17 protein-coding genes are annotated in these 14,512 nt (G+C 32.2%); 5 read left to right on the plus strand and 12 right to left on the minus strand.

The features are described 5' to 3' along the window. Positions 1-138 precede the first annotated feature (138 nt). Positions 139-852, plus strand: coding sequence for a sulfite exporter TauE/SafE family protein (locus tag C4N20_RS16015; RefSeq protein WP_005980166.1), 714 nt, complete (start codon positions 139-141; stop codon positions 850-852). A 79-nt stretch (positions 853-931) separates the two neighbouring features. On the opposite strand, the gene C4N20_RS16020 is transcribed toward C4N20_RS16015, so the two are convergent. The 3 genes from C4N20_RS16020 to C4N20_RS16030 all read right to left on the minus strand — a co-directional run bounded on the left by C4N20_RS16020 (position 932) and on the right by C4N20_RS16030 (position 3,172). Further along, complete coding sequence (locus tag C4N20_RS16020) at positions 932-1,366, minus strand: bactofilin family protein (RefSeq protein WP_005980168.1); 435 nt, start codon at positions 1,364-1,366, stop codon at positions 932-934. After that, the gene (locus tag C4N20_RS16025; RefSeq protein WP_005980169.1) at positions 1,306-2,199 is read right to left on the minus strand and encodes a M23 family metallopeptidase; all 894 of its coding nucleotides are present in this window, start codon (positions 2,197-2,199) and stop codon (positions 1,306-1,308) included. The genes C4N20_RS16020 and C4N20_RS16025 overlap by 61 nt, the downstream gene beginning before the upstream one ends. Before the next feature lie 190 nt (positions 2,200-2,389). Further along, positions 2,390-3,172 carry a sigma-70 family RNA polymerase sigma factor gene (locus C4N20_RS16030; RefSeq protein WP_005980170.1) on the minus strand — a complete coding sequence of 261 codons (783 nt, stop codon included), beginning with the start codon at positions 3,170-3,172 and terminating at the stop codon, positions 2,390-2,392. A 143-nt stretch (positions 3,173-3,315) separates the two neighbouring features. Between C4N20_RS16030 and ruvC the strand changes: the two genes are divergently transcribed. Together ruvC and C4N20_RS16040 are read left to right on the plus strand one after the other, a co-directional pair. Continuing rightward, complete coding sequence (ruvC, locus tag C4N20_RS16035) at positions 3,316-3,888, plus strand: crossover junction endodeoxyribonuclease RuvC (protein ID WP_005980172.1); 573 nt, start codon at positions 3,316-3,318, stop codon at positions 3,886-3,888. A 22-nt stretch (positions 3,889-3,910) separates the two neighbouring features. Continuing rightward, positions 3,911-4,486, plus strand: coding sequence for a nitroreductase family protein (locus C4N20_RS16040; RefSeq protein ID WP_005980175.1), 576 nt, complete (start codon positions 3,911-3,913; stop codon positions 4,484-4,486). A gap of 142 nt (positions 4,487-4,628) precedes the next feature. Here C4N20_RS16040 and C4N20_RS16045 read toward each other — a convergent pair whose 3' ends face one another. The 7 genes from C4N20_RS16045 to C4N20_RS16075 form a co-directional block, all read right to left on the minus strand. Beyond that, a complete protein-coding gene (locus tag C4N20_RS16045) occupies positions 4,629-5,792 on the minus strand; it encodes a GNAT family N-acetyltransferase (protein ID WP_005980177.1) in 1,164 nt (387 codons plus the stop codon). A gap of 147 nt (positions 5,793-5,939) precedes the next feature. After that, on the minus strand, positions 5,940-6,179 hold the full coding sequence (locus C4N20_RS16050) for a hypothetical protein (RefSeq protein WP_005980180.1): 240 nt from the start codon (positions 6,177-6,179) through the stop codon (positions 5,940-5,942). A 9-nt stretch (positions 6,180-6,188) separates the two neighbouring features. Continuing rightward, entirely contained in the window at positions 6,189-7,547 is a 1,359-nt protein-coding gene (locus C4N20_RS16055; protein WP_005980181.1) for a membrane protein, read from the minus strand. A 12-nt stretch (positions 7,548-7,559) separates the two neighbouring features. Beyond that, on the minus strand, positions 7,560-8,861 hold the full coding sequence (locus C4N20_RS16060) for an acetyl-CoA hydrolase/transferase family protein (protein ID WP_005980183.1): 1,302 nt from the start codon (positions 8,859-8,861) through the stop codon (positions 7,560-7,562). 4 nt (positions 8,862-8,865) lie between these two features. Beyond that, positions 8,866-9,144 carry a NifU family protein gene (locus tag C4N20_RS16065; protein WP_005980185.1) on the minus strand — a complete coding sequence of 93 codons (279 nt, stop codon included), beginning with the start codon at positions 9,142-9,144 and terminating at the stop codon, positions 8,866-8,868. Positions 9,145-9,147: 3 nt separating this feature from the next. Then, on the minus strand, positions 9,148-10,599 hold the full coding sequence (locus tag C4N20_RS16070) for a 4-hydroxyphenylacetate 3-hydroxylase family protein (RefSeq protein ID WP_005980187.1): 1,452 nt from the start codon (positions 10,597-10,599) through the stop codon (positions 9,148-9,150). Between the two features lie 238 nt (positions 10,600-10,837). Further along, positions 10,838-12,307 carry a sigma-54 interaction domain-containing protein gene (locus C4N20_RS16075; RefSeq protein WP_005980189.1) on the minus strand — a complete coding sequence of 490 codons (1,470 nt, stop codon included), beginning with the start codon at positions 12,305-12,307 and terminating at the stop codon, positions 10,838-10,840. A gap of 252 nt (positions 12,308-12,559) precedes the next feature. Here C4N20_RS16075 and C4N20_RS16080 point away from each other — a divergent pair, with 252 nt between their 5' ends. Together C4N20_RS16080 and C4N20_RS16085 are read left to right on the plus strand one after the other, a co-directional pair. Beyond that, on the plus strand, positions 12,560-12,955 hold the full coding sequence (locus tag C4N20_RS16080; RefSeq protein WP_005980192.1) for an acyl-CoA thioesterase: 396 nt from the start codon (positions 12,560-12,562) through the stop codon (positions 12,953-12,955). Positions 12,956-12,971: 16 nt separating this feature from the next. Beyond that, entirely contained in the window at positions 12,972-13,403 is a 432-nt protein-coding gene (locus C4N20_RS16085; protein WP_005980195.1) for a 2-thiouracil desulfurase family protein, read from the plus strand. A 73-nt stretch (positions 13,404-13,476) separates the two neighbouring features. Here C4N20_RS16085 and C4N20_RS16090 read toward each other — a convergent pair whose 3' ends face one another. Both C4N20_RS16090 and C4N20_RS16095 read right to left on the minus strand, forming a co-directional pair. Beyond that, a complete protein-coding gene (locus C4N20_RS16090) occupies positions 13,477-13,716 on the minus strand; it encodes a hypothetical protein (protein ID WP_005980197.1) in 240 nt (79 codons plus the stop codon). Positions 13,717-13,768: 52 nt separating this feature from the next. After that, positions 13,769-14,497: a DUF4184 family protein gene (locus tag C4N20_RS16095; protein ID WP_005980199.1), complete on the minus strand. Its 729-nt coding sequence runs from the start codon at positions 14,495-14,497 to the stop codon at positions 13,769-13,771. Positions 14,498-14,512 lie beyond the last annotated feature (15 nt).

Genomic DNA, 14,512 nt, shown 5'->3' on the forward strand with positions numbered 1-14,512 from the left:
ACTTAATCTTCTTTGTATCTTTTTAAATTTTTTTGTGCTAGAATATTTATAAAGTATGTATAATTACATTATTTATCTCCTTAAAATTATACCATATTTTTATTAATATTGCATATTGAAATATTTGGAGGCCTTTTTATGACACCTATTGAGATTTTTGGAATGATTATTCTTGGACTTGGGGCTGGTTTTAGTAAACTTGGTATCCCAACTGCTTTAGTCTTTTCTCCTCTGCTTGCTTCACTCTATGGAGGTAAAACTTCTGCTGGTATTATAATCATACCTGTGGTTATCTCTGATCTGACTATGCTCTACTTATACAGAAAAGAACTTGATTTAAAAATACTAAAAAAAATACTTCCTATGACAATATTTGGAATAATTGTTGCTGTGGTTTTTGGTAACAATATATCTGATGAAGTTTTCAAGAAAAGTATGGGAGCTATTATTTTAGCAATAGGTATTCTTACTCTTTTAAAAAGCCTCAATGTTAATTTTTCAAAATTAAGTTATGTCTTTGGGTTTCTTGGTGGATTTTCATCTTTTATAGGAAATGTTTCAGGACCTTTAATGAGCATATATCTTTTAAATATCAACTTAGATAAAGATAAATTTTATGGTACAAGAACTTGGTTCTACTTCATAGTTAATTTTTCGAAACTTGTCCTCTATTTCTTTTTCTTAAAAAATATTAATTTATTTACTCTTTCAAGAGGAGTATGTTCTATACCCACTGTCTTTGTTGGTGTATTCGTTGGAAGATACATAGTTGGAAAAATGAATCAGAATGTTTTTGAAAAATTTATTGTTATTGTAAGTATAATCAGTGGATTAAATCTTCTTCTTCGTTAGATTTTATGAGAGTGGCATTGTCACTCTTTTTTTATTCCACAAAAAACAGGCGGCACGAATACCACCTGTTCACATTTGTTTATTCGTCTACATCACTATCATCATATGAATTTGTTTTTTCTTCATCTTCCTTCATACTCAAATATTCATTAGATTTCTTTTTTTTGCTGTACCCTTCAAAATTTCCTCCATCTTCTATTACAAGTTTGTCACTGACAATATCTCCAATAACATTACTTGTAGATGAAAGTTCAACAGTATCACCTTCTAATTCCCCTTTAAAAAATCCACTTATAACAATTTTAGAAGCTGCTATTTTACCTTCTACCTTACCTTTAGGTCCAATGGTAACTGATGCTCTTGAAAGTATATTTCCATTGATTTCCCCATCGATAACCAGATTACACTCACTTACTACATCCCCTGTGAATGAAGTCCCCTGAGATACTTTAGTTAGTTCTTTTGTTGAATAATCTGTGTCTGCAACTTTGTCATTTCTAGTAAAGATTGCCATTTTACCCCCTTTTCGTTTTTAAATATATAGTCGTAATTCTCTAGACTCCATTTTGCAAAATTCTTTGGATCCATTCTTTTTCCAAGATAATGTATCTCATAGTGGAGATGAGGACCGCTTGATCTTCCTGTGTTACCAGATTTACCAATTACTGTTCCCTTAGTTATAAAATCTCCTACTTTTACATCTATTTCGTTCAAATGAGCGAAATATGTTTTAAATCCAAAATTATGTGATAATATGATAAGGTTTCCAAATCCTCCAGCATTAAATCCTGCATATTCCACTATTCCATCTCCAGGTGCAAGAATATCTGTTCCTATCTTAGCTACAAAGTCCAGTCCATAATGGAATTTTCTCTGCTCCAGTACAGGATGGAATCTTCCTCCAAATCCACTTGAATAGCCTTTAAATGGCGATATTGGATTCCCATTTGGTATCATTTGAAGAAGATATTTTTTATCTATTATATTAAGCTTTGTCAAATCAAGTCTCTCTATATCGTTAAGATTTACTGAATTAACCGCAGTATCCTCTCCCATAAGCCTTTCTATTTCACTTATTTTTTCACTTATATTTTCAAGCTCAAGATTTTTTTCTTCTAAATTTTGTCTATTTTCCTCTATTTGAGTATAAAGTTTTTCATTTTCAAGTTTAAAGTAGCTGTACTCATCTACTTTCTCTTTCAAGACGAAGATCATTATTATCAGTAAAACAAGTCCTGTAAAGAAAAGGCTTCCAACTACAAAAAGATATTTTTTTATTATTTTATCAAAAGAATAGCATTTTACCCCTCTGAAGTCAGTTATAGTTATATAAAATCTATTTTTCAAATGTCTTTCTTCCCCTTTTCATACTAAGTTTGTTATTTTTAACATACACTAATGATTCTATAATTTTTAACAGTATATGTCAATCGTTTTCCTTACTAATCTTTACAATTATACTTCAGAATAGCACAAAAAAAAGGGGTTTCAACTTATGAAACGCCCTTCACATATTTTTCAAATTTTTTATAGTTTTTTATAATGTTCCTCTTAATTTATCTATTGCTTCTAATTGTATTTGCCTTATTCTTTCTTTAGTGAGATTCATACGCTCACCTATTTCTCCTAAAGTAAGTACTTTTTCATCCAGCAGTCCATATCTATATATCAATACTTCTCTCTCTTTTGATGGAAGCTTGTTTACTTTCTTCATTAGATCAATAGTTGAGTTTTTAGCAATAACCTTATCTTCAAAAGTATCATCAAATATTATGCTGCTGCAATATTCTGCTATTTCTCCATACATTTCATTCCCAATACAGCTTCCTTTTTCCAGTACTTCAATATATCTTTCTGCTTCTTTTTTTCTCATATCTAAACTACTGCATATCTCCTCAATAGAAGGAAGATGTGAATTTTTATTTTTATAGTCCTGAACATATTTCTTCATTCTTGATATTCCATCATATACATATGAAGGAAATCTAATAAGTCCTCTGCTTGATGTTATATACCTAAGTATACTCTGTTTTATCCAAAATGTTGAATAAGTAGAAAATCTTATGTTTTTTTCTGGTTCATATTTTTCAACTGCTCTGATAAGCCCCATATTCCCTTCCTGAATCAAATCAAGTAAAGGTATTCCCATATTTGTATATTTTCTTGCTATACTTATAACCAGTCTGAGATTAGATGTAACCAGTTTTTCCTGTGCATCCTTATCTCCTGCTTTTGCTTTTATTGAGATATCTTTCTCCTCTTCAGGTGTTAAAAGAGGATATCTACTTATATCTTTTATATATTCAGAAATATCCAACATTTTTTCTCACCCTTCCTTAAGTTATACTTCACATTAGTTTTATACTATATAGTTGACGAAATTCCTTTATTTTTTTTATATTTTTTATTTAATAGAAAAATACAGGCAAATATGTTACACTTTAATTAGAGAGGTGATTTTTAATGAGAGTACTGGGAATCGATCCAGGGACAGCAATAGTAGGTTTTGGTGTAATTGATTATGAAGAGAGTAAATTTAAAATAGTGGATTACGGATGTTTTTATACAGATAAGGATACCCCTATGGAAGATAGACTCTGTCAGATTTATGAAAAACTTGATGATCTCATAAAAAAATATAACCCAGAGCATATGGCAATAGAAGAACTTTTCTTCTTTAAGAATAATAAGACTGTAATTTCTGTAGGACAGGCAAGAGGTGTTCTTCTTTTATGCGGAAAGCAGAATGGTCTAAAAATACAGGGGTATACTCCCTTACAGGTAAAAACTGGGATAACAGGATATGGAAAAGCTGAAAAAAAACAGGTACAGCTAATGGTACAAAAATTTTTGGGAATGAAAGAAATCCCAAAACCAGATGACGCAGCAGATGCATTGGCTATAGCTATCACTCATATAAATTCATTAAATAGTGGTTACTTTGGACAGGCTCTTGCTTCTACTATCAGTACAAAAGCACTGCCTAAAGAAAAACTCACTGCTAAAGAGTACAGAGACCTTATTTTAAATAGATAACAAATAAACTTAGGAGGATGCTATGATTTTAAAAGCTTTAGAAAACGTACGTTCGCACAGAAGTTTTACTGACAAGTCATTAACAAAAACTGAATTATCTAAAATAGTTGAAGGAGCCAGACTTGGTGCTTCAGCTAAAAATTCACAATCTATCAGATTTTTTTGTGTTTCTGATAAGAAATTATGTGATGAAATATTTGAGCAGATCAAATGGGCTGCTGCTGTAAGCTGGAATCCTGTACTTGAAGAATCTCCAAGAGCCTATGTTATTCTTTGTGCCTGCGAGCCTCTTACTCAGACATCTGATCCTTTGCTTCACTTTGACATGGGTATAGCTTCACAAAATATGCTCCTTTGTGCTGGTGAAATGGGATATGGAGGATGTATAGTCGGTTCTTTCAATAAGAAAGAAGTTGAAAAAATAATTGGTCTTCAAGAAAAATATAAATCATATTTTATACTTGCTTTAGGAGAACCTAAAGATAAAGTTAAAATAGTTGCAGCAGAAAATAAGGATACAAGATATTATAGAGATACTCTGAATAATCACTTTGTTCCTAAGCTGTCTCTTAATGAACTTATCATAGGAAATAAATAAAAAATAATAAAAAATAATTGTTGACTTTTTTAATAAGTTATTGTAAAATTAATTTACAAATCCTTTCTTTTTAAAAGTATTTTAATTTTTACGTATTAACAAAAAAGCTGACAGTTGCATGAAACCTGCCAGCTTTTTTGTTTTATTGATATTCCTGTATGTAGACTTTCTGCTTAGGGAATATCTTTTTTATTTCCTCTATTTTTTCTCTGTTGTTTATCTTTACTCTTTCTAACTCTATCATCTCATCTATTGAAAAATAACCAAATATCAAATGGTTCAAATCAGTTATATCTATTTCTATATCACTTTCTATTCTATCTTTTTTTGAAACAGCTCCATATACAGAAATTTCATAGACACCATTATTTTCCTCTATCACTTTATCAGTAACAGATATTTTTAATTCTCGATCCTCTATATGAAGTCTTTTCAGCATATTCTCCACATTGACTATCCTTCCCATTATAAATGGAAATTCAATTTTCTCCATGGATGTCTGATCATGAATGTAAAAATTCATATTACTGTTCACAGGAGCTTTTATTATTAGTTCAGGATAGTATTCCTTATGAGTTTTTATAAAGGCAAACATAGATTCAATTACTTTTTTATTAAATCCAAAAAGCTCTCTTACCTCAAGACTTCCTTCTCTCTTATATAGTGAAATATATCCTGCTGCTTTATTTTCCAGATAGAAAATATAGATATCTCCATTTTCATTTTCCATCTCTTTCAAAGCCCTTCTGTAGTAATTTTCATCCCTCTCTAAATATGCAAAGCTATTCTTCATTTTTTCCTTGTATATCTCTATTAAATCTCCATACAGATTCTTTTCTTCAGATACTTTCTTTATTTCATATGTTCTGTCTATCCTTTCAAAAGGTATATTCTCCATAGAGATACTATATTTTTCAAGACTGCTCATATATCCAAATCCGTATCTCCTATATATTTCAGTATTTATTGGGCTCAGAAAAACAAAATCCAGCCCTTTTTCCCTTGCATTTCTCAAGCTGTATCTTATTAGCTCTCCCATATATCCTTTTCCTCTGTATTGAGGGGATACTGCCACTGCTATTATGTAGAACGATGAAAGCTTTTCATTATTCATTATCATCTCATATGGATTTTCATGAAGGGATGCTCTTATCTCCTTTTCTCCATCTTCCATCAATAGAAAATTTTCTTTTCTGTATAATTCATCAAAATAGAATCTTACTTCATTTTCACTGTCTGTAAAACACTCTTTCCATATATATTCAGCCTTTATTTTATCCTTATCATTTCCATATCTTATTTCCATATCATACTCCTTATGCAGTATATTCTTTCTTCTTACATTATAAATAATATAGAGAAAAAAATCTACATAATATATTTTTAAAAGATAACCAAAAAAGAGGGTACTTCCAAAGTCTGCTGAATCAGCTCTGGAAATATCCCTCTCTCTTTATTTTAATTTCTCCATTATCCATTTTAATATTTCTTCTTCATGAAATTTACCTATATGTACAAGATACTCCTGAATATTTATCACCCTCTTATTTCCCAAAGCTTTTACACACCCTCTCTGACAACCATTCAATATTATTATTACTTCTTCTTTACTTGGCGGCAAAAGCTTTAGTTTTTCATATAGTTTCTCTCTATGATACAAAGGATTGCATCCTCCACAAAATCTAATTTCCATAAATTTTTCCTATTCTTTAACTTCTACTGTTTCATTCTGTTTATTTTTTACACTTACAAGGAGAAGATGAAGAATGATTCCTATTCCCATTCCCCATGCTGCACCTTTTGTTGCAAGCACTGCTGCCATTACCCCAGCTATTCCCATATCTAGTTCAGATTCACACATAGACATAGCAAGTCTTGTACAGATATATCCCTGAACCAGCATAGTAAGCGAAAGAGCCACTGGAAGTATAGGCTGTACCAATGAAACTATTGGTATCAATGCAACTGACACGCAAGTCATTATTCTGAATGTTCCTACTCCACCATATATAGAATCCATAGCTTCTCTTCCCTCTTTGTATCTCTGTGAAACAGAAGCTGTAACTGCTGCCCATAATGGTCCGCACATAGGGACATATGGAATCAATACTGCCTGAACTATATTTCTAATACCACTGATAAGATTAGAACGATTAGAGTTGAAATCTATTTTCTCATCCTGTCTTACTTCATCAGCTTCATTTATCAAGGCACTGCTTGTAACAAAATCTCCAAATGCAATTATATATACCATTACTGCCATAGGGATAGCACTTATGAAAAATGTCATCTTAGGAACCCCTACACCAAATATACTCACTTCTCTCAATATATTTCCAATTTCAGGTATCTTTATAACCGACCCTATCTCTATTTTAGGAAATGGAAGTTCTTTTACCAACGGACTGATTATTATACTCAAAAAAATTGCTGGAAGCATTCCATATTTACCAAAAGCATCTGCCAGTTTATTTCTTTTTCTTAAATCTCTGAATTTTACTGAGAAAAGAAGATAAAAAGAAAATAGTCCTCCAAAAGCTATTGAAATGGGATAAAGATTAAATCTTCCTTTTGCACTGAATTCTCCAACTACTGCTGCAAATCCTGCTCCTAACAATATCCCTGATTTTATAGATACTGGAATTATTCCCATAAGTTTTCCAGCAAGCCCTGTTATACCCATTATTATGAATATGCAGGCAACTAATATCTGTAAAGCTATAAGGGCATGTATTCTGTCTACACCAATAGTGAATTTAGAAAGATAAACTATTGTCAAAGGAATAGAAGGAGTTATCCAACCGGGTACTACAGGATCTCCAAGAAGAGCATGAAGATTGTATAATATTCCATTAATTATTACCATTGACCATGCCAGCTCAAAAGATATCCCCAGATGTTCTGTCAGTATAGGGATAGCCCCAAGGCAAGTAGCACACATAAGTATTGCCTGCATAGCTTCCGACCATTCCCATTTGTAATGGATAAAAGGGAGTCTCAGCTTGAATATCCCTAATGGAGTATATGGTTGTTCCTGTCCGTATTCTCTCTTAATTGCCATACTTTTCCCCTCCTAAAGTGTTTTATATTTTTCCAAAGCTTTCTGAGCCAATTCCTCTCTGAAATCAGGATGAGCTATTTTTATCAGTTCCTTAGCTCTTTCTCTCAAAGTTTTTCCTTTCAGATCAGCAATACCATATTCAGTAATTATATACTGCACATCATTTCTCGAAGTAGTCACAGCAGCTCCTTCATCCAGATAAGCAGTAATTCTTGATACTTTTCCTTTAGAAGCTGTAGAAGGTATTGCTATTACTGACTTGCCATTTAAAGCAAATGCTGTTCCTCTTACAAAATCTACCTGCCCCCCAGTTCCGCTGAATTGTTTTGTTCCCATAGTTTCAGCATTTACCTGTCCCATAAGATCTACCTGTATTGCTGAATTTATAGATACTATATTATCATTTTTTGATATCACTCTAGGATCATTTACATAGTCAACTGGATATATTTCTACACTTGGATTATCATCTACATAATCATAAAGCTTTCTAGTTCCCATAAGGAAGCTCACTATTGATTTGCCTTTATGAAGAGTTTTCCTGCTGTTGTTAATAACCCCTGCCTTCACCAGTTCCACTACTCCATCTGATATCATTTCTGAATGTATTCCTAAATCTTTCTTATCTTTCAGAAATGTAAGCACTGCATCAGGTATAGCCCCTATTCCCAGCTGTAAAGTATCTCCATCATTTATCAGACTCGCACAGTATTCTCCAATCTTTCTTTCAATATCTCCAATTCTAGGAGGATTTAAAACAATGATAGGCTCGTCTCTCTCTACTATTACATCTATTTCTGATATATGTATAAAGTTATCTCCCAGTACTCTCGGCATAAATTTATTTACTTGAGCTATGACGCATTTTGCATTTTCAGCAGCAGCTTTTGTATAGTCACAAGTTATTCCCATACTGCAATACCCATGCTCATCAGGTGTAGATACTTGTATCAAAGCTACATCTACTGGCATACTTCCACCTTTCTTAAAAAGTTTAGGTATTTCAAAGAAAAATGATGTTGTATAATCTCCATTTCCTGCATTTACCACATCTCTGGTACCTCCTCCAAGAAAAAGTCCATTATGTCTGAAATGCCCTGCCATTTCAGGCTTCATATATTCACATTTTCCAAGAGCTACCATGTGAACTATTTCAACATTTTTGTATTCTTTATAGTTTTGCACCATTGCATCCACCACAGTCTGAGGCTCTCCAGCTGCATGGCAGATTACCACACGGCTGTCTGATTTTATTTTTTTCACTGCTTCTTCTGGTGAACACACTTTTTTCTTATAGTCCTCTCTCCAATCCATAAATCTATCTCCCCCTCAAATAACTTTTAGCTATCTCTATAAATTCTTTGGAAGCACCAGCATTTACATGGAGTACTTCTATCTCTGGGAATTTTTCTCTTACACTTATTTTTATAAAATTCTCACTGGTATCAATTGAGTGAGGGCAGGTACAACACTGCCCCATCAATCTTAAAACCAGTTTCCTGTTTTTCTCATCATACTCCTCAACAGATATATCTCCATTGTGTTTACGTAGTTCTGGCCTTATCTCCTCATCTAAAAATTTTTCTATTTTATCCATAAATTACCCTTTGATATCTAAAATATCTTTTACAAGCTGTTTTTTAACTTCAAGATTAGACTGTCTGCTTATCATAATTCTTTGTGCCTGAGGCGACCCAGCTCCATGCATAGACTCTGTTCTGTATCCTACAGCTGCTGTTCCCAATGTAAGATTTTCTATAAGTCTAAGTACTTTCATCCTATCTATTGTAGGTACAGAAGCCACTCCTTTCAGATATTTTTCTATATATCCACCTAGTACTGGATCTCTGTAGTCTTTCTCAGAAGGCATAGTTACAAACAATCCACCAGCGATATCTTCTGCCAGTCTAGCTATTTCATATGGGAATCTAGTTACATTCTGCTTACAGATATTAGCCAGAAGCATATCTATCTCATATGACCCTGCCACTGTTGGATGCCCTTCACTCGAGCAGGCAATTCCTGCACAGTATAGAGTTTCATTTAAATGTATCATTTCAATTAATTTATCTTTTATGTGAGAAGCTTTTTTAGTTCCATTATAATCAGAAACAAGAGCTGCTGCTCCAATCAGTACATCTCCAACTCCTACTTTACATCCACCATAACTTTGTCTGTGGAATCCTGCAAATCTCTCTACCAGCATTCCAGAAAAATCATACTCTTCGCACATAAATATACGCTCAGTAGGTACAAATACATCATCAAATATAACCAGAGCCTCATGTCCACCAAATTTAGGATTTCCTCTGTCCAAAGTTCCCTCTTCAAGTTTTCTTGTATCACATGACTGTCTTCCATATATTATTTTTATTCCTTTAGTATCACTTGGTACAGAAAAAGCTACTGCATAATCTTTATCCTCTTCTGTCATAGATATAGTCGGCATTACAAGTACTTCATGAGAATTTACTATTCCAGTTTGATGTACCTTTGCTCCTTTGACTACAATACCATCTGCTCTTTTCTCTACTATATGAAGGAATAAATCTGGATCCTCCTGTTGCGATGGTGATAGCCCTCTGTCTCCTTTAGGGTCAGTCATAGCTCCATCTACTGTTAAATCTTCTCTCTGCACATATTCCAAAAATTTCTTAAATCTAGCATGATATTCTGTTCCATATTTTTGATCTGTTTCATATGTAGTGCTGTATACAGCATTAAAAGCATCCATTCCAACGCAACGCTGGAAGCACGCAGCTGTTTTCTGTCCCAACAATCTCTGCATTTTTACTTTTTTTACAAGATCATCTGTACTTTGGTGGATATGTGTAAATCTGTTGATTTTCTCTCCTGTCATATGAGAATCAACTACCATAAGTTCAGCATACTTTGGATCTTGTGCAAGTTCATAAGTCATTATTACTGAATTTAAAGATGGTCTGATGATAGGATTATCTACTGGATCCTTTACTCTTTCTCCAAAAAGATAAACTTCCAAGTTTAATTTTCTTAAACTCTCTAAATATTCCTGAGGTGTTTTTAAAGCCATTCAAATCACTTCCCTTTAAATTTATTTTAATCCCTTGGTATATGTAATAAGCAAGTTCCCTGCCAATGAAATAAATTTCTCTTTATTTTTCTGAACTCTTTCCAAATCAAGATTTGATATTTTTTCAAAAAGAATTAAAAAAAACTGTATTGCATAATTTCAATACAGTTTTTATATAGTTTTGCATTTTTGCAATAAATTGCAATTTTGCAACATAGTTATACTTGATGGCTTATAATTATTCCTGTCCTGCAAGTTTTCTTGTAATTGTAGCAGGATCTACCTGTAATGCTTTGGCTACCTGTCTTTGAGAACCTTTTTCTTTGAGCATATTTTTTATAAGATTCTGCTGAAATTTGAGTGTTGCTTCCTTTAAACTCATTTTATGATACTGATAAAGTTCCTCTATTACTCCTGTTTTGTCACTTCCTAATTCTAAAGCTCCCTTTTGAAAAATATATTTTGGAAGATAATCAGTAGATACTTCATTTCCTTGAGATATAATTACAAGCTGTTCTATAAGATTTTTCATCTCTCTAATATTTCCAGGCCATTGATACCTATAAAATACCTCTATTATCTCCTGACTGAAAAATTTTTCCACATCATATTTCTTATTAAATTCTTTCAGAAACCTTAAACAAAGAGGTACTATATCATCTTTTCTCTCTTTTAAAGATGGAATATTTATAGATATCACATTAAGTCTGTAATACAAATCTTCTCTGAATTTTCCCTCTTTTACTAATTCTCTTAAATCTCTGTTTGTTGCAGCTATTATCCTTGCATTTGTCTGTATAACTCTCTCCCCACCTATACGCCTTACTTCCAGACTTTCCAATACTTTCAGCAGTTTTACCTGCAAATCTATATTCAGCTCTGATATCTCATCCAAAAACAAAGTAGAATTATTGGCAAGTTCAAAAACTCCCATTTTTCCTTTTTTTGATGCTCCAGTAAAAGCTCCTGCCTCATATCCAAAAAATTCTGATTCTATAAGGCTTTCTGGAATAGCTCCACAATTTATCTCAATAAATGTCTGTTCATTTCTGTTGCTGTATTTATGTATCAGCTTGGCTATATGTGTTTTTCCAGTTCCTGTCTCTCCTGTAAGAAGGACAGAAGTATCCATCTTTGATATCTTCAATATCATTTTCAAAGTATTGAACATAGATTTGTCTTTAAATGTTATATCATCTATATCTACCAGCTGTTCTTTCATATTTTCCAGCTCATCTTTATATTTCTGTGTCAGATTCTGATTCAGAAACAATTCTCTTCTTAGTCTTTCTATATCTGACAAATCCCTTACATTAGTCACGATATATTTTCTTTTTCCATCTTCATCAAATACTGGTACACTTGTTACAAGCACTTCTTTTCCAGAGGAAAGCTTCTGATTTACTGTAGCTTCTTTTCCAGTTTCTATCACTACAAGAGACCCAGAATTGTCATATACTCCTGCCTCTACTAAATCTCTCATATTTTTCCCAATAAGGTCCTCTATATTCAATCCTGTAATACGTCCATAGGATTTATTTACCAGAAGAGTATTTGCCTCTCCATCAGTTACATAAATCCCATCATAAGATGAGTCCACTATGGATTTCATCATCTTATTAATGTATCTATTTTCTATAATCTCATCTTTTAAAGATTCTGATTCTATTTTTTCCCTGAACAACAACCCATCTTCCTTATGATCCATCCCTCTCTCCTTAGTGTTTATGTATTTTCCGACCTAACCCAATTTTATACTTTATTTTCTCTTATTGTCAATGTTTTTAATTAATCTTGTTTACTAAAAAAATTTATATATTTCTTAAAAATTCACTTTTTCTTATTTAGAATGCATATTTTTATTTTATTGTACTTAGCTCTTTTCTTATTATGTTTTTTATATTATAATTATTATATTAAAATTAAAGTTTAATTTAATGAGATTTTTTAGGGAGGTAAAATGTTTTCATACAAATATAAGATAGTAAAGGAAGATATAAACTATGGAGGTCATGTAGGAAATGAGAGAGCTCTTCTTTTCTTTCAATTTTCAAGAATGGCATTCTTTGAATCTCTTGGATTTACAGAATTAGATTTAGGAGATGGAATAGGAGTTATCCAAAAAAATGGATATGTTGAATATAATAAGGAACTTTTCCTAAATGATGAAATAGAAATAAAAATAACTAAAATAGAAATAGAAAAAATCAATTTTACTTGCCACTATGAAATATATAATAATGCTGGCGAAAAAGTTATCAACGGATACACTATGCTTGTATGTTATGATTATACAGCTAAGAAAATAAAAAGAGTTCCTCAAGGCTTTAAAGATAAAGTTGAAGCTCTGGCTTAGTTAATTGGAGGTTATTATGAAAATACTGGTCAGTGCCTGCCTGTTAGGTGTAGAATGTCGTTACAATGGTAAGGGAGAATTGAGAGAGGATATAAAAGCTTTGATGAAAGATCATGAACTTATACCAGTGTGTCCAGAACAACTTGGGGGACTTGCTACTCCTCGTGATCCTGCTGAAAGACAGGGAGATAAAATTATCACAAAAACTGGTATAGATGTTACTGCTGAATATCTGAAAGGAGCAGAGGAAGTTTTAAAACTGGCTAAGCTCTATAATTGCAGTGCTGCTGTCTTGAAAGAAAGAAGCCCTTCTTGTGGTGCTGGAAAGATTTATGATGGTACTTTTTCAAAGATACTTATAGCTGGAAACGGAGCTGCTGCTGACTTACTTATAAAGAATGAGATAAAAGTTACTGGCGAATCTGAAATAGATAAAATATTTTTATAATCAAAAAGCTGCCTGAAGAAATAAAATAATCTTCTTTATGGCAGCTTTATTTATACTTTCAAATCAACTTTGATTATATTAAAACTTCTGTATCTTCAAGTATCAGCTTCAATCTTTCAATGACTTCTTCCAGCCACAGCTCATTTGACTCAAAAATCTCTATTTTTTCCATTATACTGTCATGATACTGCATTATCTCTTTTTTTATCTCAGTGACTTCTCTTTTTTCTTTTCTCACTTTAGTTTCTGCAATCTTTTCTATATTCTCTCTAACAGTTTTTAATAATTTTTTTGTTTCTGATATTTTATCCATAGCTTTCCTCCATTAGATCAGTTATTATCTTATATTTCAAAGATTATCTTAACTATCCTTTATTTTTTCCTCTGAATAAAAAAGATGTCAATACCAGAGAAAGAAGAAAGGCAGTGATAAAATTCACTATCAAATTCCAAAAAGAAGGATATGGAATTCTCTTTGAAAGTCCCACATACATAATTATAGGTGTTGAAACAATCAGAAAAATCCAATATTTATATTTGCCTTTTTTAGATACACAGGTTTTATCTGCTGGGAGATTAACAATAGCTTTTATCACTATTATTCCTCCTAAAAGGGTGCTTATATGCTGTAATATTCTATATACAGGTATCTTTTGTCCAAACATTTTCACTGAAGATTCCAGTACTGAAAACATTTTCACAAAATGACCTGTTCTATGAGTAAAGCCATCCCATAATATATGAGAACATATCCCAATTATAATTGAAACTACAACAACATACCAGTTCTTTTTAAAATAGCTGTTCCAGTTAAAGTCTCTGAGATTCAAAAAACGTGACTGAAAAAATAGAGGCATATTATTAATCAATGCTTCTTTAATTAAGTTATGAAAAATAAAAGCAAGTAAAATCCCCATAGGAAGATCATACCATAAAATACCACTTATAGTGTGGCTGTATTTACTTTTCATTCTCAAAAAATATTCGAAATCAGGGGCTATACTTCCAACAATAAGCCCTGTCATTGATATATATTTTCGTGGTAATTTTTTTAACGGCAATATGATTGCAGGATGCGAAAATGTAAATGGCATTGATTTCTCCTTTTA

This window comes from Fusobacterium ulcerans (assembly GCF_003019675.1).
GTDB classification, from domain to species: domain Bacteria; phylum Fusobacteriota; class Fusobacteriia; order Fusobacteriales; family Fusobacteriaceae; genus Fusobacterium_A; species Fusobacterium_A ulcerans.